21 protein-coding genes are annotated in these 19,545 nt (G+C 39.8%); 13 read left to right on the forward strand and 8 right to left on the reverse strand.

What is annotated here, in order from left to right; genetic code table 11:
• Positions 1-59 precede the first annotated feature (59 nt).
• Positions 60-911 (forward strand): transporter substrate-binding domain-containing protein, encoded by an 852-nt coding sequence (locus AAEZ22_RS00200; RefSeq protein WP_011327981.1) that lies wholly within the window; start codon positions 60-62, stop codon positions 909-911.
• A 34-nt stretch (positions 912-945) separates the two neighbouring features.
• Here AAEZ22_RS00200 and AAEZ22_RS00205 read toward each other — a convergent pair whose 3' ends face one another.
• The 5 genes from AAEZ22_RS00205 to rnm all read right to left on the reverse strand — a co-directional run bounded on the left by AAEZ22_RS00205 (position 946) and on the right by rnm (position 4,699).
• On the reverse strand, positions 946-1,524 hold the full coding sequence (locus tag AAEZ22_RS00205; RefSeq protein WP_011327980.1) for a YceI family protein: 579 nt from the start codon (positions 1,522-1,524) through the stop codon (positions 946-948).
• A gap of 66 nt (positions 1,525-1,590) precedes the next feature.
• Positions 1,591-2,145 (reverse strand): cytochrome b, encoded by a 555-nt coding sequence (locus AAEZ22_RS00210; RefSeq protein WP_011327979.1) that lies wholly within the window; start codon positions 2,143-2,145, stop codon positions 1,591-1,593.
• 233 nt (positions 2,146-2,378) lie between these two features.
• Positions 2,379-3,131: a segregation and condensation protein A gene (locus tag AAEZ22_RS00215; RefSeq protein ID WP_089368950.1), complete on the reverse strand. Its 753-nt coding sequence runs from the start codon at positions 3,129-3,131 to the stop codon at positions 2,379-2,381.
• 96 nt (positions 3,132-3,227) lie between these two features.
• Positions 3,228-3,848: an L-threonylcarbamoyladenylate synthase gene (locus tag AAEZ22_RS00220; protein ID WP_011327977.1), complete on the reverse strand. Its 621-nt coding sequence runs from the start codon at positions 3,846-3,848 to the stop codon at positions 3,228-3,230.
• A complete protein-coding gene (gene rnm / locus AAEZ22_RS00225) occupies positions 3,845-4,699 on the reverse strand; it encodes an RNase RNM (RefSeq protein ID WP_182683269.1) in 855 nt (284 codons plus the stop codon). The genes AAEZ22_RS00220 and rnm overlap by 4 nt, the downstream gene beginning before the upstream one ends.
• Positions 4,700-5,187: 488 nt before the next feature.
• Between rnm and AAEZ22_RS00230 the strand changes: the two genes are divergently transcribed.
• Genes AAEZ22_RS00230 through trpA form a run of 6 tightly spaced genes read left to right on the forward strand, consistent with a single transcriptional unit; the run spans position 5,188 to position 11,806 of the window.
• A complete protein-coding gene (locus tag AAEZ22_RS00230; protein WP_182677079.1) occupies positions 5,188-6,756 on the forward strand; it encodes an anthranilate synthase component 1 in 1,569 nt (522 codons plus the stop codon).
• A 1-nt stretch (position 6,757) separates the two neighbouring features.
• Complete coding sequence (locus tag AAEZ22_RS00235) at positions 6,758-7,360, forward strand: aminodeoxychorismate/anthranilate synthase component II (protein ID WP_041454404.1); 603 nt, start codon at positions 6,758-6,760, stop codon at positions 7,358-7,360.
• Between the two features lie 11 nt (positions 7,361-7,371).
• The gene (gene trpD / locus AAEZ22_RS00240) at positions 7,372-8,439 is read left to right on the forward strand and encodes an anthranilate phosphoribosyltransferase (RefSeq protein WP_089368172.1); all 1,068 of its coding nucleotides are present in this window, start codon (positions 7,372-7,374) and stop codon (positions 8,437-8,439) included.
• A complete protein-coding gene (trpCF, locus tag AAEZ22_RS00245; RefSeq protein WP_339684750.1) occupies positions 8,432-9,796 on the forward strand; it encodes a bifunctional indole-3-glycerol-phosphate synthase TrpC/phosphoribosylanthranilate isomerase TrpF in 1,365 nt (454 codons plus the stop codon). Before trpD ends, trpCF begins: the two co-directional genes overlap by 8 nt.
• A 7-nt stretch (positions 9,797-9,803) precedes the next feature.
• Positions 9,804-10,988: a tryptophan synthase subunit beta gene (trpB, locus tag AAEZ22_RS00250; protein ID WP_352295703.1), complete on the forward strand. Its 1,185-nt coding sequence runs from the start codon at positions 9,804-9,806 to the stop codon at positions 10,986-10,988.
• Positions 10,985-11,806 carry a tryptophan synthase subunit alpha gene (trpA, locus tag AAEZ22_RS00255; protein ID WP_089368170.1) on the forward strand — a complete coding sequence of 274 codons (822 nt, stop codon included), beginning with the start codon at positions 10,985-10,987 and terminating at the stop codon, positions 11,804-11,806. Before trpB ends, trpA begins: the two co-directional genes overlap by 4 nt.
• A gap of 84 nt (positions 11,807-11,890) precedes the next feature.
• Here the strand turns inward: trpA and AAEZ22_RS00260 are convergent, their stop codons facing one another.
• A complete protein-coding gene (locus AAEZ22_RS00260) occupies positions 11,891-12,160 on the reverse strand; it encodes an HU family DNA-binding protein (RefSeq protein WP_089368169.1) in 270 nt (89 codons plus the stop codon).
• A 199-nt stretch (positions 12,161-12,359) separates the two neighbouring features.
• The gene (locus tag AAEZ22_RS00265; RefSeq protein ID WP_011327968.1) at positions 12,360-13,784 is read right to left on the reverse strand and encodes a sodium-dependent transporter; all 1,425 of its coding nucleotides are present in this window, start codon (positions 13,782-13,784) and stop codon (positions 12,360-12,362) included.
• Positions 13,785-13,972: 188 nt separating this feature from the next.
• Between AAEZ22_RS00265 and AAEZ22_RS00270 the strand changes: the two genes are divergently transcribed.
• From AAEZ22_RS00270 to AAEZ22_RS00295, 6 genes are all read left to right on the forward strand, one after another.
• Positions 13,973-14,275 carry a YciI family protein gene (locus AAEZ22_RS00270; protein WP_058373227.1) on the forward strand — a complete coding sequence of 101 codons (303 nt, stop codon included), beginning with the start codon at positions 13,973-13,975 and terminating at the stop codon, positions 14,273-14,275.
• A 159-nt stretch (positions 14,276-14,434) separates the two neighbouring features.
• On the forward strand, positions 14,435-14,692 hold the full coding sequence (locus AAEZ22_RS00275) for a PepSY domain-containing protein (protein WP_011327966.1): 258 nt from the start codon (positions 14,435-14,437) through the stop codon (positions 14,690-14,692).
• A gap of 3 nt (positions 14,693-14,695) precedes the next feature.
• Positions 14,696-15,370 (forward strand): response regulator transcription factor, encoded by a 675-nt coding sequence (locus AAEZ22_RS00280; protein WP_007375447.1) that lies wholly within the window; start codon positions 14,696-14,698, stop codon positions 15,368-15,370.
• Positions 15,364-16,701: an ATP-binding protein gene (locus tag AAEZ22_RS00285; protein WP_011327965.1), complete on the forward strand. Its 1,338-nt coding sequence runs from the start codon at positions 15,364-15,366 to the stop codon at positions 16,699-16,701. The genes AAEZ22_RS00280 and AAEZ22_RS00285 overlap by 7 nt, the downstream gene beginning before the upstream one ends.
• Positions 16,688-17,098, forward strand: coding sequence for a hypothetical protein (locus AAEZ22_RS00290; protein ID WP_339684738.1), 411 nt, complete (start codon positions 16,688-16,690; stop codon positions 17,096-17,098). Before AAEZ22_RS00285 ends, AAEZ22_RS00290 begins: the two co-directional genes overlap by 14 nt.
• A gap of 102 nt (positions 17,099-17,200) precedes the next feature.
• Positions 17,201-18,295, forward strand: coding sequence for a flavin monoamine oxidase family protein (locus AAEZ22_RS00295; RefSeq protein ID WP_339684735.1), 1,095 nt, complete (start codon positions 17,201-17,203; stop codon positions 18,293-18,295).
• A gap of 50 nt (positions 18,296-18,345) precedes the next feature.
• Here AAEZ22_RS00295 and AAEZ22_RS00300 read toward each other — a convergent pair whose 3' ends face one another.
• The gene (locus AAEZ22_RS00300; protein ID WP_041454403.1) at positions 18,346-19,380 is read right to left on the reverse strand and encodes an AI-2E family transporter; all 1,035 of its coding nucleotides are present in this window, start codon (positions 19,378-19,380) and stop codon (positions 18,346-18,348) included.
• Positions 19,381-19,545 lie beyond the last annotated feature (165 nt).

The raw sequence follows: 19,545 nt of genomic DNA on the forward strand, positions 1-19,545 counted from the left end.
TTTTATCACTTTATTAGCTACACTTAAGGTTAATAGAATAATAGTAGGTAATTTTTGTAATGCTCCGCGCATTTTTAGTTGTTTTTATACTTAGCTTATTCAGCTCACCAGTTATTGCTAACACCATTAACTGGTTAACGCATGACTTTGCACCCTACTACATTTTAAATGGAGAAAACAAACACCAAGGTCGCGACGAAAGCATTATTTCTTTACTCGAAAAACAACTCCCCAATATTACTTTTAATAGAATACTCATTCCTTCGGGCAGAGTTATCCAAGAACTCTCCAATACCTCAGCCAATACGTGTGCTTTGTCACTGTATAAAAATAGTTTTAGAGAAGAGCGCATTTACTTTACTGATGAAAGCTCTACTACTGGCCTTTCTCCTGCAGTAGCTATGCATATTAAGCTCAGTAGAGCACTTAAGCTACCTGCTGATAAAGCGGTGTCGTTAGCCTCTTTAATTACGGCTGATAAGTTAACTTTAGGTATTTCTATGAGCCGCTCTTACGGTAACGAAATAGACACACTTATTAATACCACACCCGATATAAATTTAATTATTAGACCTACCCGAGATAGCTTAGCAAGCCTTACTTATATGCTTAATTTAAAACGCATTGATTTGTTATTAGGTTACCCAAGCGAGCACTACTATTTAGCTAAATCTATGAATTTTGATAAAAACCTAACACAGCGCCCCCTTCTAGAGTCACCTGAGTTAAGTTATGGCTATATAGGTTGCACTAAAAACCAGCAAGGTGCCAAACACATTGCTTTGTTAAATGAACAACTAAAAATAATTAAACAAACCCAAGCTTATACGCAAATATTAATGCGCTGGTTACCTCCGCATTTAAAAATAAAGCTTAAAACACGCATAGCAGAAACAAAAAACGCCACATAATGTGGCGTTTTTATCGAAGTGCTTACTTCAGATATTACTGACGAATACCTTCAATAGATAAACCAATATCAACATGAGTTGATGCAGGGCCTAAATTGTAGTCAATGCCATAATCAGCTAACTTAAGGCTAGTTTCGCCTTCAAAACCTACACGATGACCACCCCATGGATCTTTACCTTCGCCTACTTTATCTATTTCAAAGGTAATGGTTTTAGTAACTCCATGCAAAGTAAACTCACCCGTCACTTCACCAGAATCGTCGTCATCAAACTTTACGCTGGTACTTTTAAACGTTGCCGTTGGGTATTTACTAACATTTAAAAAATCTTTACCTCGTAAATGCTTATCGCGCTCTGCATGGTTAGAATCTAAACTCGTGGTATCAATGTTTACCGTGATCTGTGATGCGTTTGGTGTTTTTGCATCATAACTAAATGTACCGTCAAAGGTATTAAAGCGACCATGTAACCAACTATAGCCTAAATGCTTTATTTTAAAATTTACAAACGCGTGTGCGCCTTGTGTATCAATCACATAATCAGCAGCGTTTACAGCACTTGCCGATAGCAGCATAGCGCCTGATACCGCGGTACTTAATAGTAGTTTTTTCATTGTAATCATCCTTTTATTGGTAAATACCCGTTAACATTAATAGCTAATCTGAGTTCAGATTAGCTATTAATTTTTAGCGTTAATTGGTTTAATCATTCGAATTAATGTTTTATCTTTATCTATAAAATGGTGTTTTAATGCACCTAGTGCATGCAGTACAGCAAAACCAATTAAAGTGCAGGCTGCGTAATAATGCACTTCCCCAGCAATATCGGCTTGTCCGTCAAATGTAAAGTTTATTGCTGGCACATTGAATAACGTAAACACTTCGATAGCTCGCCCATCTGCGGTAGAAATTAAATAGCCTGCTACAACAATAACCGCCAAAATAATGTACATAATAATATGGGCAGTGTGCGCTATTTGGTTCATTGTTTTGTTAGTACCCAGTGGCTTAGGTTGAGTCGAAAAAGAGCGCCATAAAATTCTAAACAAAAACACCGCAGCTAAAGTCAAACCTATGCTTTTATGCAAGTCTAATGAGCCTTTATACCAACTATCGTAGTAGGTAAGTTCTACCATGTACAAGCCAAGGCCAAATAAACCAAAGATAGTTAATGCCATTAGCCAATGTAAAATAATCGCAATAAGCCCGTAAGATGCAGGCGAGTTTTTAAACATGTCTTTATTCCTTTATGTTATTACACCTACAATATCGCGCAAGAGCATAAATAGGAATAACATTTACAAACACTTTACGTGCATATACGCACAGAAGTATGTTTACGCAGCCAATTTTATTAACTAGTAGGTAATAAGTAGAGAATTATAAGACTTGCATGCGGAGCTTTTTAATAACTATTGTTAATTGTAATCGTTATTAAAAGAGGTTGTTTTTGAGTGCTTATTAATAACTATTGAGTCGATTTTTTACTGAGGCTCACATAAATAAGGCTATCTGATGTGACTTGCAGGCAGGTAATTAACCCTTCTTTTACCAGCTCAAGTATAGCGATAAAGCTAACCACTGCACCGCTTCGCCCTTCATTAACAGTAAAAAGTGCACTAAATGGTAAAGCCGATTGAGTATGTGATAACTGCTGCAATATTTGGCTCATGCGTTCACGGGTAGAAAGTACTTCGGCGCTAATTAAGTGATGTTCTAGTGTTTTAGCGCGCGCCATTATATCGCTCAGGGCAAAAAGTAAATCTTTAAGTTGCACTTCAGGAAGCTGCTCAGTGATATTTTCAGCCACCGGCATAGCAGCATGGGCTACAAAAATATCACGACCCACCCGCGGAATTTCGTCTAAGTTTTCGGCGGCTTTTTTAAATTGCTCGTATTCTTGCAAACGTTTAATAAGCTCTGCACGAGGATCTTCCTCTTCTTCTAGCTCTTTGTGTACGGGCAACAGTAAACGAGATTTTATTTGCGCCAATAAGGCTGCCATCACTAAATACTCGCCCGCAAGTTCGAGTTGAAACTCAGTCATCATTTCAACATAACTCATGTATTGCTCTGTAATACTAAAAATAGACAATTCGAGAACATCAAGCTTGTGTTTTTTTATTAAATACAGCAATAAATCGAGCGGGCCTTCAAACGTTTCTAAAATAATTTCCAGCGCATCTGGCGGAATATATAAATCAGACGGTTTATCGACCATGGCTTTACCATGTAAAAAAGCCAGTGGCAGCTTTTGCTGCACTGGCTTTTCAATGGGGGTGCTTATTGGTTTGGTGTTTTCTTCGTTCACTATTTTTTACTCAAACGGACTAGTATCACCACAGCCAACACGCAAAATTTGCACTTCATCTTCAGATAAATCAACCACTGTGGTTGCTTGCTCTGCTAAATAACCACCATGGATAATTAAATCTACGTGTTTATCTAATCGCTCAATAATTTCATCTGGATCTGACTCAGTGTATTCTTCACCTGGTAAAATAAGTGAACACGACATGAGTGGCTCGCCAAGTTCCTCTAGCAATGCACACGCAATAGGATGCGCTATAACGCGTATACCTATGGTTTTTTTCTTGTCGTTTAATAAACGTTTTGGTACTTCTTTAGTGCCTTTAAAAATAAAAGTATAAGGCCCGGGAGTATTGTTTTTTATTAATCTAAAGGTTTGATTATCTACGCGTGCATACGTAGAAAGCTCAGATAAATCGCGGCACACTAAGGTAAAGTTATGGTGTTTTTCTATGCCACGAATACGCTCAATACGCTCTTTTGCTTGTTTATTACCAATATTACACCCTATGGCATACCCCGAATCTGTAGGGTAAACAACAACGCCGCCTTGCTTAATTATATCGGCAGCTTGTTGAATTAACCTTGATTGTGGATTCTCTGGATGAATATGAAATAGTTGACTCATGTTGCTGCTCCTTCTTGCTTTTCCCAAGCTTGCCAAACGCCGCGGCAATCCTTAGGTAAGTATAGATTTTTACCAAGCTCTAAGTAGCTTGTCGGAAAATGAAAATCAGACCCTTGTGAACACAACAAATCATACTCACGGCTCAACTCGCCTAAAAATTGACGATCACTTGGTGCTTGCTGAGGCTGAGCAACTTCCATTGCGTCTCCGCCGACAGATTTAAACTCAACCAATAATTTGCGTAGCCATTTATTAGACATTTGATAACTGCTAGGGTGAGCTAAAACCGCCACTCCACCAGCGGCATGAATCGCCTTAATAGCCGTTTGCATATCGCACCAACTACTTGGTACATAACCGGTTTTTCCGCGCCCTAAGTATTTTTTAAATACCCCGGGAAAGTTTTTTGCAACACCGCGTGCTATTAAAGCGCGAGCAAAATGCGCGCGAGTAATTTGCGCATCTTTTGCAAGCTCTTTGGCTTGTTCGTAAATATCATCAAAGCCATTTTTAGCTAGGCGTGTACCTATTTCTAACGCGCGAGTTTCGCGTTTTTGCTGTTGCTCTAGCAATAAAGCCGTTAGGTCTGAATTTTCAGTATCAATATTTAACCCCACAATATGAATTTCAAAGCTTTCCCAGCGGGTTGATATTTCAACTCCGGTGATCAGCGATAATGGTAGGTTTTCGGTATCAATAATATGCTGAGCAGGCTTTATGGCCGCCACAGTATCGTGATCTGTAATAGCAAACACATCTATATTTTTATCAACAGCACGATGCAATAGCTCTGCAACGCTTAGCTGCCCATCGGAATGTGTTGTATGGCTATGTAAATCATATTTTATCAAAAGAAAACTACTTAAAATTAAGTGTGGAAAGTATCGGTAATTAGTATAACAAGTTTTTTAACTAAATTGTTTTTAAATAAACACTTGACATCAAAGCATATGATACGTTTTACTGTAGCCACTTAAAGACACTATAAGCATTAACAATAATGAACAATTCTACTTTAAACACTATTTGGTGGTGGCACTCGTAATTTCCGGGTGATGAATTGTCGTGTCTAACAAATATTCAAAACCCGCAACTGTGCGGGTTTTTTTATCACTAAATTTTATAATTATTATTTAAACGTATCTTTTTAACCAGTAACGACTGGAAAAAATAAAAAGCATTAGAGGCTAAAAAACATGAATAACAATCTTACTCTTACACATCGTTGGTGGCGCTTAATTTAGCGGGACGGTAATGATCTGTTTGTAATTTAGATATCGTTATTTAAACCCCGCATTGCACAGCATTGCGGGGTTTTATTTTTTTGAGGGAATGAGGTTTGATTTTTAGTCACATAACTACCACACCAGGTGAAGTAACCAGCATTACGCAAGTACGCGACTATATTAGTAGCCCGCTTGCACTATATAGCGCACTTGATAAGCCAAATTCGCTACTGCTTGAGTCGGCTGAAATTGAGTCTAAAGACAGTGTTAAAAGTTTAATTTTAGTTGATTGCGCACTGCGTATTGTATGCCAGGGTAAAACCGTAACTATTACAGCGCAATCAAATAATGGGCAACAGCTACTAAGCTATTTACAAGCCAATGTAAAAAGCTGCGAAGCCACTCTAAACGAGACAACATTAACGCTTGCGTACTTAAGCTCAAACAATGATATTGACGAAGCGAGTAAGTTGGTTGCCGATAATGCATTCAGTGCACTGCGCACCTGTATTAACAGTATTAAAAGCACCACCAACAATCCTTTTTCGGTTTTTTTAGGCGGTGTATTTGCCTACGATATGGTAGCCAATTTTGAACAGTTAAGTGATGTGCCAGACGGCGAAAACACCTGCCCCGATTACGTATTTTATTTAGCCGAAACACTAGTGGTAATTGATCATCAAAAACAAACCACAGAACTTATTGGTAATGTATTTAATGGCCCCGACGTACATGCAAACTGCTTTGAAGTAGGTAAAGAGTTAGAGCGCTTAAATACCTTATGCGATAACGCTGCACAATTTAGCGCCAAGATACAAAGCGGCGAATGCGATGTTGCTATTGATATAAGCGACGAAACTTACTGCGAACAAGTAATTAAGCTTAAAAAGAATATTGTAGATGGCGATATATTTCAGGTTGTGCCTTCGCGTACTTTCTCGCTGCCTTGCCCCGATCCACTTCATGCTTACAGCAAACTTAAACAGCAAAACCCCAGCCCGTATATGTTTTATATGCGCGACGAAGACTTTGCTTTATTTGGTGCATCACCCGAGTCAGCACTTAAATACACTGTGGCATCAAAACAGGTCGAAGTGTATCCAATTGCAGGTACTCGAGCGCGTGGCAAATTTGCGAATGGTCAAATAAATCTAGACTTAGATAGCCGCATCGAGCTTGAGCTGAGAAACGATCAAAAAGAGCGCGCTGAGCATTTAATGCTAGTTGATTTAGCCCGTAACGATGTTGCCCGTATTAGCGTAGCCGGTACGCGCTTTGCAAAAGAGCTATTAAAAGTAGACCGCTACTCTCAAGTAATGCATTTAGTGTCGCGCGTTGTCGGCACGCTAAAGCCAGAGCTTGATGCACTACACGCATACCAAGCATGTATGAACATGGGAACCTTAGTTGGTGCACCAAAAGTACGCGCTGCAGAACTTGTGCGCCAAACCGAAGGTAAACGCCGTGGTAGCTACGGTGGCGCTGTAGGTTATTTAACCGGTGATGGCGCTATGGATACCTGCATTGTTATTCGCTCAGCTTTTGTAAAAAATAATATTGCTTACGTGCAAGCCGGAGCCGGAGTGGTATTTGACTCAGATCCGCAGTCAGAAGCAAACGAAACCCGTGCTAAAGCACAAGCGGTTATTACCGCTATTAAATCTACTTTCGAGGCGGGTTAACATGAGCCAGCAACACCCAATTAAAATTTACTTTTTAGATAACTTTGACTCGTTTACCTATAACTTAGTTGACGAGCTAACTATGCTTGGCTGTGAACTGGTTGTTTACAGAAACAATATTAGCGCTGAGGTTATTTTTAATAAAATGCGCCAAGAACAAGGCCAAGTGCTATTAGTACTTTCCCCAGGCCCAGGCACACCAAGTAATGCAGGCTGCTTAATGGATTTAATAGCGCTTACCAAAGGTCACTTCCCTATGCTAGGTATTTGTTTAGGCCAGCAAGCTTTAACCCAAAGTTATGGCGGCGTAATTGGCCATGCTGGGGAAACCGTACACGGCAAATCGTCAATAATTGATTTAGGTGAACACCCAGTATTTAACGGTATGGGCAGCACTATGCCCGTAGCGCGTTATCACTCTTTAATGGCCACTAAAGTGCCTGATAATATTGCAGTAATTGCCCAATACCAAGATATTCCTATGGCTATTTATCATCATGATGACAATGTTTTAGGGTATCAGTTTCATCCTGAGTCTATTTTAACCCCAAACGGCGCGCAGCTATTACAGCAAAGCATTGCCTACTTAACCGCTAGCCAATAAAGGAGAACATTATGAGTATACAAACCAAGCAAAACATTAATGTTCTCAGTGCTAATATGCACAATGCGAGCATTCAAACTGCAATTGAGCAACTGATAAGCAACCAATCATTAAGCTACACGCAATCTAAAGCGCTGTTTGATGAAATAATGCAAGGTAACATGAGTGATATTGAGCTTAGCGCACTGCTTATAGCGTTAAAATCAAAAGGCGAAATCAGCGATGAAATAGCTGGCGCTGCGGCGTCTATGCGAGAAAATGCGCTCGCCTTTAATACTACCCGTAACCAACTTGCTGATTGCTGCGGCACCGGTGGCGATGGCTCTAATACAATTAATATTAGCACTACCGCTGCTATTGTTGCAGCCGCGGCAGGTATTAATATGGTAAAACACGGTAATCGCAGTGTCTCAAGTAACTCAGGCTCTGCCGATTTACTCAAAGCATTGGGCATCAATATTGAAATGACGCCAGCACAAGCGGCAAATTGTTTAGAACAAACAGGCTTTACTTTTTTGTTTGCACCTCAGTACCACCCAGGCGTGCGCCACGCAATGGGAGTACGTACTGCCCTTAAAACACGCACTATTTTTAATATTTTAGGGCCTTTAGTAAATCCAGCGGCGCCTGAAGTACAGTTACTCGGGGTATACAACCCCAATTTATGCCTACCTATGGCACAAACATTAAGAACCCTAGGCACCAAGCGCGCAATGATAGTACATGGCTCTGGCACCGACGAAATTGCTCTGCACGGCCCAACTACTGTGGTTGAGTTAAATAATGGCAACATTAGCGAGTATACGCTTAACCCAAGTGACTTTGACCTTGCAAACTATTCACTTGAACAACTAACCGGTGAAGGCCCACAATACAACGCTAATGTCTCTCTTGCTATTTTGCAAGGTAAGGGTGATGAAGCGCATAATGCCGCTATTATTGTTAATGTGGCCGCACTGTTATACCTAAGTGGTAAAGCGCAATCGCTAAAAGACGGCGCACAACAAGTACACACGTTATTAAGTTCAGGGCAAGCCATGAACACACTAAATGCAATTATTGAGGTAAGTAATGGCTAATGTATTAGACAAAATTGTTGCTGATAAAAAATTAGAACTAATTGAGCGCAAAGCCGCTCGCCCACTAGATAGCTTTAAGCACCTTGCGGTGCCTACAATTCGCAGCTTTTATAAAGCACTTGCAGCCCCTGGCATTCAGTTTATTTTAGAATGTAAAAAAGCATCGCCGTCTAAAGGGCTTATTAGAGAACCTTTTAATTTAACAGAAATAACCTCGGTTTATAAAAAGTATGCCAGCTGTATGAGCGTGCTAACCGACACCAAGTATTTTCAAGGCAGCTTTGATTACTTAGAGTTTGTACGTAGCCAAGTAGAGCAACCTCTTATTTGCAAAGATTTTTTTATAGACGAGTATCAAGTATATATGGCGCGTATTTATGGCGGCGACGCTATATTATTAATGCTCTCAGTACTTGACGATGAAAGCTATAAAGCATTGCATAGCGTTGCTGACTCGTTAAATATGTCGGTGCTAACTGAGGTAAGTAACGAAGCAGAAGTACACCGTGCGCTTGCCCTTGATGCTAAAATAATTGGCATTAACAACAGAGACTTACGCGATTTAAGTACAGATTTAGCCACCACCGAAAAGCTACGTAAACTTATTCCGGCTAATAAAGTCGTTATTTCGGAGTCGGGTATTTACACCCACCAAGACGTAAAACGATTAGCGCCACTTTGCGATGGCTTTTTAATTGGCAGCTCACTTATGAGCGAACGCGATTTAGAACAAGCCTGCAAAAGAGTTATATTAGGCGATAACAAAGTATGTGGCTTAACGCGCAGCCAAGATGCGCTTGCAGCGTATGAAAGTGGCGCCGTATATGGCGGGTTAATTTTTCATCCTAAGTCGCCTCGTTATGTCGACTTAGACTGCGCCATAGAGCTTAGCCAAAGTGCACCGCTTAACTTTGTTGGGGTATTTGTAGATGCGCCTATAGAGCAAGTAGCCCAGTACGCAAGTGTGTTAAAATTGGCGGCTGTGCAATTACACGGTCAAGAAAGTGACGATTACATTACCACCTTGCGTACACAACTACCTAGCGACTGCGAAATTTGGAAAGCACAGGCAATAAAAGATGCATTGCCGACTCCAGTACATGGTGTTGATCGCATTTTGTACGACACCCACAGCAACACCCAAGCTGGCGGTACAGGTAAAACATTTGATTGGTCGGTGCTACGTGATGCCACCACCCCCTTTATGCTTGCTGGAGGCTTAAATCCTGAGAACATTAAAGAGGCACTTTTTCAAGGCGCCTTAGGGCTAGACCTTAATTCTGGAGTGGAACAGTCTCCGGGTAAAAAGTGCCCTAACAAGTTACAAAACGCATTTACAAGTATTAGAAATTATTGAGGTTAAAATGAAAAATCCAGCTTATTTTGGCGAGTTTGGCGGTATGTTTGTACCCGAGCTACTTGTCCCTGCGCTTAAGCAGTTAGAAAACGAATTTAACAAAGCACAAAAAGATCCACCGTTTCAGGCTGAGCTTTCAAAATTACTTAACGAGTATGCGGGTCGCCCTACGCCACTTACTTTAACGCGTAATTTAATTAAAAACCCAAAGGTTAAACTGTATTTAAAGCGTGAAGATTTACTGCACGGTGGCGCGCACAAAACTAACCAAGTACTTGGCCAAGCGTTATTAACTAAACGTATGGGTAAAACAGAGGTTATTGCCGAAACAGGTGCAGGCCAACATGGTGTTGCTACAGCACTTGCTTGTGCTCTGCTGGGTTTAAAATGCCGTATTTACATGGGTGCAAAAGACGTTGAACGCCAGCAACCAAACGTATTTAGAATGGAGCTAATGGGCGCGACTGTGATTCCGGTAACAGCGGGTTCAGGCACATTAAAAGATGCTGTAAACGAAGCACTACGTGACTGGTCAGCAAATTATCAAGATGCGCACTACCTACTTGGTACTGCAGCGGGCCCACACCCATTCCCAACTATTGTGCGTGAATACCAAAAAATTATTGGTGAAGAAGCAAAACAACAAGTACTAAAAGCTGAAGGTCGCCTACCTGATGCCGTTATTGCCTGTGTTGGCGGCGGTTCTAATGCCATTGGTATGTTTAGTGATTTTATTAACGAGCCAAGTGTAAAGCTCATTGGTGTTGAGCCTGCTGGTAAAGGTTTAGATACACACGAGCACGGTGCCACTATTTGTAAAGGCACTAAAGGTATATTGCACGGTACTTACACCTATATTATGCAAAATGACGACGGCCAAATAGAAGAGTCGTATTCTGTATCTGCCGGCCTTGATTACCCAGCTGTTGGGCCGCAACATGCATTTTTACACGAAACAGGTCGTGCACAATATGTAGCCATTACCGACACCGAAGCACTAGACGCTTTTCAGTCGCTTGCCAAAAATGAAGGTATTATTCCGGCGCTCGAATCTAGCCACGCCCTCGCTTATGCACTTAAATATGCAGAAGCGCTAACTGATGAAAGCATTATAGTGGTTAATTTAAGTGGCCGAGGCGATAAAGACTTAGCCCACGTTCACAATGTATTGTCGCAAGGAGGTCAAATATGAGCCAAGTAAAAACAGATCGCTACGGTAAAATGTTTGCAGCCCTAAATGAGCAAAAACACGGGGCATTTGTACCCTTTGTAACTATTGGCGACCCCGGTAAAGAGCAAAGTATTGCTATTATTAAAAGTTTAATTGATGGCGGCGCCGACGCCCTAGAGTTAGGTATTCCGTTTTCAGATCCAATCGCAGATGGACCAGTCATTCAAAAAGCAAATATTCGCGCCCTTAATGTACACATTAACACCCAAGACTGCTTTGATATTATTAAACAAATACGCCAGTACAATGCAGATATTCCAATTGGTTTATTACTGTATTCAAACTTAGTTTTTAAGCGCGGTATAGACACCTTTTATAAAGATGCTAAAGCCGCCGGCGTAGACTCTATTTTAGTGGCCGATGTGCCACTGCATGAGTCAAAAACATTTAGAAAGGCAGCCATGGCAAACGGTGTAGACCCTATCTTTATTGCCACCCCTAATGCTGATGACGACACGCTTCGTGCATGCGCATCGTATGGCAGAGGTTACACTTATTTACTGTCGCGTGCGGGAGTTACCGGCACTGACGAAAAAGCTCAAATGCCAGCGGGCAACATTGTAACTAAATTAAAAGAATACCATAGCGCACCAGCACTATTAGGTTTTGGTATTTCAACGCCTGATGATGTAAAAGCCGCATTAAATGCCGGTGCTGCGGGGGCTATTTCGGGCTCGGCAGTGGTTAAAATTATCGAAGCAAACCTTGATGATTTACCCACCATGACCACACAATTAAAAGCCTTTGTAACTAAAATGAAAGCTGCTACAGCGCTTTAATAAACTACAACGGAAATTAAAAAAGGGCATTTTTAACATGCCCTTTTTTGTTTTTATAAATAAAGTGTTTAATGGAGAATAAAATTAAAGAACATCTTTTAACGTTTTAGAAGCCTTAAACACCGCTTTATTAGCCCCTTCAATTTCAATACTAGCACCGGTTTGTGGATTACGCCCAGTGCGTGCTGGGTAATAGCTTAATGCAAAAGTACCAAAACCGTTTATTTGAACTTGATCCCCTTCTGCTAGCGACTTAGTAATTACTTTTTGTAAACTGGTAAGTGCTGCTTGTGCGTCTTTTTTAGTTAACTCACTTTTTTGAGCCATAGCGGTAACTAGTTGTGCTTTATTCATTGAATGCTCCTAAATACACGCATAATGAAATTAATTAAGCGTGGGAATTTAACCATAATATAAAATAAAGTCAGGGAGGCTAAGGCTTACAAGGACGCAAGTCAACCCTGCAGCGTTAATACAATTAATATTAGCTGTACATTTATTTCAGACATAAAAAAGCCGCGAAATACGCGGCTTAATTAATATTAATCAGTTTTTAAAAACCAAATAATTTCAATCCAAAAAACTTAGTTGCAACTGTGTTTATAAATATAGTCGCTAAAATAATTGGAATAAACGTTGAAAGCGAAAAGTTAACATATTTTTCCATAAAGCTGCCTGCATAATTAGGCGAGCCTATGCTCAACTCTTTACTTAAATTTGCTTTTTTCCAGCGGTACATTACAAATAAACACACCATTAAACCGTTAAGCGGTAAAATGGTGTCGTAAAATACATCGTAAACTACATCAAAAAAGCTTTTACTTTCACCGCCGTAACCCGTAAACGACGTTAAGCTATCTACCATACCAAACGACATAGTACATAAGATTGTAAGTACGCCTGTGGCTAAGGTTAAAATACCCAATGCTTTTTTACGGCTTATGCCTTTGCGATCGCTTAATGTTGCTGTAGGTACTTCTACAATAGAAACGAGTGATGTAATTGCAGCAAAAAATACTAATAAAAAGAATAAGAATGCCACTGCCGATGCACCAAAGTAACCAATATCATGTTGCAGTGCTAACAATATTTTAGGAAGGTATACAAATATCATCGATACTGATGAATCAGAAAGCGTTGCTGGGTCTGTATTTGGATCAAAGCTAAAAATAGCCGGTAACACCATTAAACCTGCAACAAACGCAACTAATGAGTCGGTAATCGCAACCATTTTTGCACTGCCTACAATGTCGTCCTTTTTAGATATATAAGACGCATACGTCATTAAAATACCCATACCAAGCGATAATGAGAAAAATGCTTGCGCTAACGCACCATTTAACACACTGGCATTCATTTTAGAAAAATCTGGAATAATATAATACTTAACACCTGCCATCGCGTTATCTAGCGTTAATACATAACCCACTAACACAATTAACATGACGAATAATGCCGGCATTAAAAATTTAGCCGCTTTTTCTATTCCTTGCTTTACGCCACCTAACAAAATTAAGTTAACAACAAGTACCACAGCTGCCATATAAGCAAATACTGTGTAGCTATTAATAAACAACCCAAAGTGTCCAGGGTTTGCCAACGAATCTAAATTACCAAGTGCGGTTTGCGTTAAATAGCCAAAAATCCATACGGTAATAACCATATAAAAAACCGCTATCATAAAAGGAGTAAATACAGCTAAAAAGCCAGCCAACTTCCATTTTGTGTCATTGTTACCCAATATTTTGTATGAACCTAGGGGATCTTTTTGCGCTTTACGGCCCATGGCCATTTCAGCCATCATTACGGGTAAACAAATAAATGCGACAAACAAGGCATAGACGAGCAAAAATGCGCCACCACCGTTTTTTGTTGCAGAAACAGGAAAGCCCACTAAATTACCAATGCCCACAGCAGAGCCCGCCGCTGCTAATATAAACCCTAGGCGGGAGCTAAAATGCTCTCTATTTTCACTCATGTATAAACCTTGTTATTATTTATCTTATCCATGGGACTCTAACAGTGTTACACAGCGCTTTTCAAGCAATTACACAGTAAAAAAATATTCTCACTGTAAACAAAGCTGTAAACACTTTTAATTCACCATTTTTCAACGCTATGCTAGTATACACTTAACTAAATTTAACAAATTTTATGAGATTCTTTATGTTGTACATGATTTATTCAATCGATGTTGAAAACAGCTTAGCACTGCGTAAAGAGGCCCGACCAGCGCACCTTGCACGCTTAAGTGAACTTGATTCGCAAAACCGTTTACTGACTGCAGGCCCGCTTCCGGCTATCGATAATGAAGACCCAAGTGATGCAGGTTTTACCGGTTCACTAGTAATTGCTCAGTTTGACTCTTTAGAGGCCGCCCGAGAATGGGCAGCAGCCGACCCTTATGTTGCGGCTGGTGTATATGAAAACTCAATTGTTAAACCATATAAAAAAGTATTCCCTGCTTAATAACACATGTACTTAACCTTGAATGATCTCACTATAAAATTCAGGGTTTGTTCACTCGTTAATTATTAAACTGTTGCCGTAAAATTCTTATTAAGTATTTAATTGAATTTTGGTAACTCGGTTTATTAAACTGAGTAGGTCTGATCTAGGAGTCCCGTCATGCGCGTATTATTAATCCTCAACTTTTTCGCTTGTATTTGTTTTGCTAATACGCTGCAAGCTAATACAATAACCAAGGTTAATAGCGTTGAGATAAGCAAAAAGAAAGCGGTAGTACTTGCAAAAGAAACCACTGACGGTACGACATTAAAAATTACCGAAAAAATAAATTTTTATACTGTACGAATTTTAAAATCTGACGGCCACGTCGTAGATTTAAAAATAAATAAAAAAACTGGCGAAGTGAAAAAGGATTGATTGATGCGAATTTTAGTTATAGAAGATGATTTACACTTAGCAGATAACCTGCGTAATGCTCTAGAAAAAGAACGTTACAGCGTAGATTTATGCCACGATGGTGAAGCGGGTCTTTTTCATATCACTGAGTACCCTCTGGACATGGCTGTGGTTGACTTAGGTTTACCTAAAATAGACGGGATTGAGCTTATTAATAAAGCCCGTGCCCAAGGCATTACCATTCCTATTTTAATACTAACAGCGCGCGATCGTTGGCAAGACAAAGTAGAAGGCTTAGATGCCGGTGCAGATGACTACCTAACAAAACCATTTCATGTTGAGGAGCTAATTGCCCGTTGTAATGCACTAATTCGCCGCAGCGCAGGTAAAGCAAACCCAGAAATGACAGCAGGACCAATTAAAATTCATACTCGCTCGCAGCAAGTGTGGGTTGACGATAAAGAGTTAAGCTTAACTGCATACGAATACAAAGTACTAGAATACCTCATGGTTAATCCGCAAAAAGTAATTTCTAAATCAGAGCTTACTGAGCATATTTACGACCAAGACTTTGACCTTGATTCGAACGTAATTGAAGTATTTGTACTGCGTTTACGTAAAAAATTAGATCCTGAAGGCGTACTAAATCCTGTAGAAACACTACGAGGACGCGGCTACAGGCTTAAAAGCCAGTGGTAGCACCGCAAATATCGTTAAAAATAAGGCAAGGATTTATCCTTGTCTTTGTTTTGTTAGTCGCTCTGCCTATTTTGTTTTACTCTATAGGCACCGCTTATTATGCCTCTTTGGTTGATGCAACAGAAAAAAACCTCGAAGCCCATCTGTACTCCCTAATTTCTGAAGTCGACTTTACAGAGCGCGGCATTATTATGCCCAGCACTATTTTAACCCCCGAGCTTAATAATTTAAATTCAGATACCTACGCAATGATATACCGCGATGATGTACCTATTTGGTATTCTGAGTCGGCGGTGAATGTTAATTTTACGCCAGAATATATTGAGCCCAAAGCCGGCGCCGCTGACTTTAGGCGTGTGGAGTATAATAACACCAGCTATTGGCAATTAAGCTTAACCGTTATTCTCAATAATATTGATCAGTCTGAGCAAGCACGCTTTATTTTACTCAAACGTAACGACGCGTTAGTAAAGCTTATGGATGGCTTTAAACAAACACTGGTTGACTGGATGTTTATAATGGGAATAGCAATTGCTGGGTTAATGGCAATTGGTTTTATTTGGAGTGCCCGCCCACTACAGCGCCTAGATAAAGAAATTAAAGCGATAGAGTCTGGCGATATACAAGAAATAAAAGGCTTGTACCCAGTAGAGTTACAAACAATAAAAGCTGATTTAAACTTATTACTTGAGTCGCAACAACGCCAAAAAGAGCGCTACAGAGCGTCATTAAGCGACTTAGCCCACGCACTTAAAACACCATTGGCAGTACTAAAGTCGAGTCCATTGGCAAATGATGCCGATGCACAAGAACAACTAGATCGCATCAATGTGATGATCGAGCATCAATTAAAGCGTGCTGCTACAGGTGCTTCCGACACTTGGAAAAAACAAACCGTTATTAAACCTGTTTTAGACTCTATTTTAAGCGCAATGGGTAAAGTATACCGCGATAAAGATATTATTTTTGACTGTAAAGTAGGTAAAAAAGATTACTTTTTAGGTGATAAAACCGACCTAATGGAATTACTTGGTAATTTAATTGATAACGCCTGTAAAGCATGTCGCTCGCAAGTAACCATTAAAGTAGCGCAAGGTAAAACCCTGTGTATTAGTATTAGCGACGACGGCCCAGGTGTACCACAAGACAAACGCGAATCTCTGCTTACCAGAGGCACACGCTTAGATACCTACGAAAGCGGCCATGGTGTGGGTATGGCAATCGTATCTGACTTAGTTAAGTCGTATCGTGGCTTACTCACAATTTCTAAGTCTGAGCAATTAGGCGGGGCCAAGTTTATGCTAGAGTTTAATTACCATGAAAAAAAGTAACTCTATAATTTATTTATTAAGCTTAACTTTATTATTTTTTAGCTCGGTAAGCTTTGCCCAGCAAACATGTAAATTACCTGCTCAAGCAACACCAGAGGTTACTAAGCGTTACATTCAGTGCCTAGATGATCAGTTAAATACAGCTAAACAACTGCAAAACACTTGGATCCAAAAGCGCAAATTTGAGTTAAACAAATTAAAATTTGAAACTGGCAATACGCAAATTTTACAGCTGTTTATAAAAAGCATTGCCAGTAACGAAAATTATATTAAGCATAGTTGCCAGTGGCGCTACTCATTAAAGTTACCTAACGCTTTGAGCGCCGCAATAACCTATAAAACCTGCGAGCTATCACTAGTAGAGCAATTTACTTTAGACTTAAAGCGGCCTCTTTAATATTCAAAATAAGTGCTGCGCTATTGATATCGACATAAGTAGCGATACTAATAAATAGTCCAGCGCCTTACAATGCAAACCACAAAGGTATAAAAGCTTACTATGAGCAAATCCACTACAAATGAACCCGTTATTATTATTGGCGGCGGCTTAGCTGGGTTATATAGTGCATACCTGCTACAGCAACGCAATATTCCCTACCTATTATTAGAAGCAAAACCACAGTTAGGCGGGCGAATTGAAGCAGCACATGCTACTCACAATAATGCTATTAGCTTTGATTTAGGCCCAACTTGGGTTTTTGAGCACCAACCTAAAATTCAACAACTTATCTCGTTATTATGCTTACCTGTGTTTGCACAATATACGCAAGGCGATGTGTTATATCAGGCATCGCAAACTCTAAAGCCGCAACAAATAGTCGGTGCAGGCGAAATGCACCTACTAAGACTAACAGGTGGCATGTACAGCTTAATTAAAGCTTTGTATGAGCAGCTTAACCCGGCTTCAATCCTAAAAGAGCATCACGTTGTTAAATTACATAAACAACAAAATATCTGGCATATAACGGCTAATCACAATGGCGCAGTTAAGCAATTTAGCGCGAAACAACTAATTGCAGCGCTCCCCCCGCGTATGATAACCCAACACTTAACGCCTGATCTTTGGGCTGACCAAACACTTATAAATCGCTTAACTGCAGTGCCTACATGGATGGCAGGTCAAGCTAAATTCATAGCAACTTTTGAACATGCTTTTTGGCGTGATAAAAACTTATCTGGGCAATGTTTTAGTCGTGTTGGTCCATTAGTAGAAGTTCACGATGCAAGCGCCAGTCATAATGGCAACCCCGCCCTATTTGGCTTTATTGGTGTACCTTATTCAACGCGTAGTACAGTAACCACTGAGCAATTAAAACAAGCGTGTATAGAGCAACTTGCTTATTTTTATGGCGATGAAGTATACGCGGCAACGGGGTATTTTATTAAAGACTGGGCAGCTGACTCTTATGTGGCAAATGAAGATGATAAAACAGGGCCTTCACAACACCCAGAGTTTAACTACTCGGGGCTAAGCTCACAGTTAGCTAACTTAAATATTCGTTTTGTTGGCAGTGAATTTGCGCAGCAAGAGGCTGGATATTTAGAAGGTGCAATAAACGCAGCAGATACGGCTATTAATGCTTTAAAAGTTTAATAGCCGTAAAGTTATGCTTATAGCAAAGTAATATACTACTTTGCTATAAATTAGTTTTCAGTAAGCTCTTCGCCTGTACCTAGTAATGTTGCCACCCAGCGGCCTTCGTCACTTGCCTCAAGCCCTATTTTAACTATCATAGTTAAAGGTACCGACAGCAACATACCTACAGAGCCTAATAACCAGCCCCAAAATATCAAAGACAAAAACACCACTAAGGTAGAAAGCCCCAGCCCTTTACCTAAAAATTTAGGCTCTACTATATTACCCATCACAGTATTAATAACTAAATATCCGGCTCCCACTAAACCAGCAACTAAAGGGCCTTGCGTTATAAGTGCCAATAATACCGCAGGTACAGCAGCAATAATTGAACCGATATTTGGAATGTAATTAAACATAAAGGCTAATACACCCCACAATACAAAATAATCGACATCTAAAAACCACAGTAAAGAAGCAGCTAATATACCCGTTCCTAAGCTTACTAAGGTTTTAATGGCTAAATAAGAGTTAATTGAGTCTAAAAAGCGATTAATTTGTTTCATTTTTTTATCAGGATCGTTAAGCGCCGAATGTATTTTATGATTAAGTGACGGCCCTTCAAATAGCATAAAAACCACGGTTAAAATAATTAAAAACATATTCGCCATTACTCCACCTAAGCCGGTGAGCATATTGGTGGCGACATCAACCATTTTACCAGGATCAAACATAGATAATATTTGGTCTTTATTAATTAAAATATTGTACTGCGACGCTATATCAACCAGCCAAACAAACTCTTCTTTTAATTTAACTTTAAACTGCGGAAGTTGCTGCGAAAAATCGTTAACTGACTGCCCTACCAAGCCGCCAAGGCTGACTCCTAGCCCTACAATAATAAGCACCACAAAAATAACAGCAATGCCTTTAGGAATACGATAGCGAGCAAAAAATTTAATTAGCGGGCTGCAAATAATTGCAATAAATGCCGCTAGAATAAAGGGAATAATAATAGCGCTGGCCGACTTGATCCCTGCGAGCACAATAACTAGTGCAGCAAAAATAATTAAGCTTTTATTTACCCCTGTTAAACTTGCCAATATTATGATCCTTATTATTTTTTATTAGGCTTTAGTGTAAGGCAAAAGCTAATAAAATGAAATATTTACTAAGTGATCATAAAACTGCATTACACGTATAAATTTGCAAAACCAAGCACTAGCGAGTATAAATTTTAAACACTTGCTAGCAATTAAAAAATAAGG

Source organism: Pseudoalteromonas sp. 20-MNA-CIBAN-0454, from assembly GCF_040308685.1.
GTDB classification, from domain to species: Bacteria; Pseudomonadota; Gammaproteobacteria; order Enterobacterales; family Alteromonadaceae; genus Pseudoalteromonas; species Pseudoalteromonas nigrifaciens.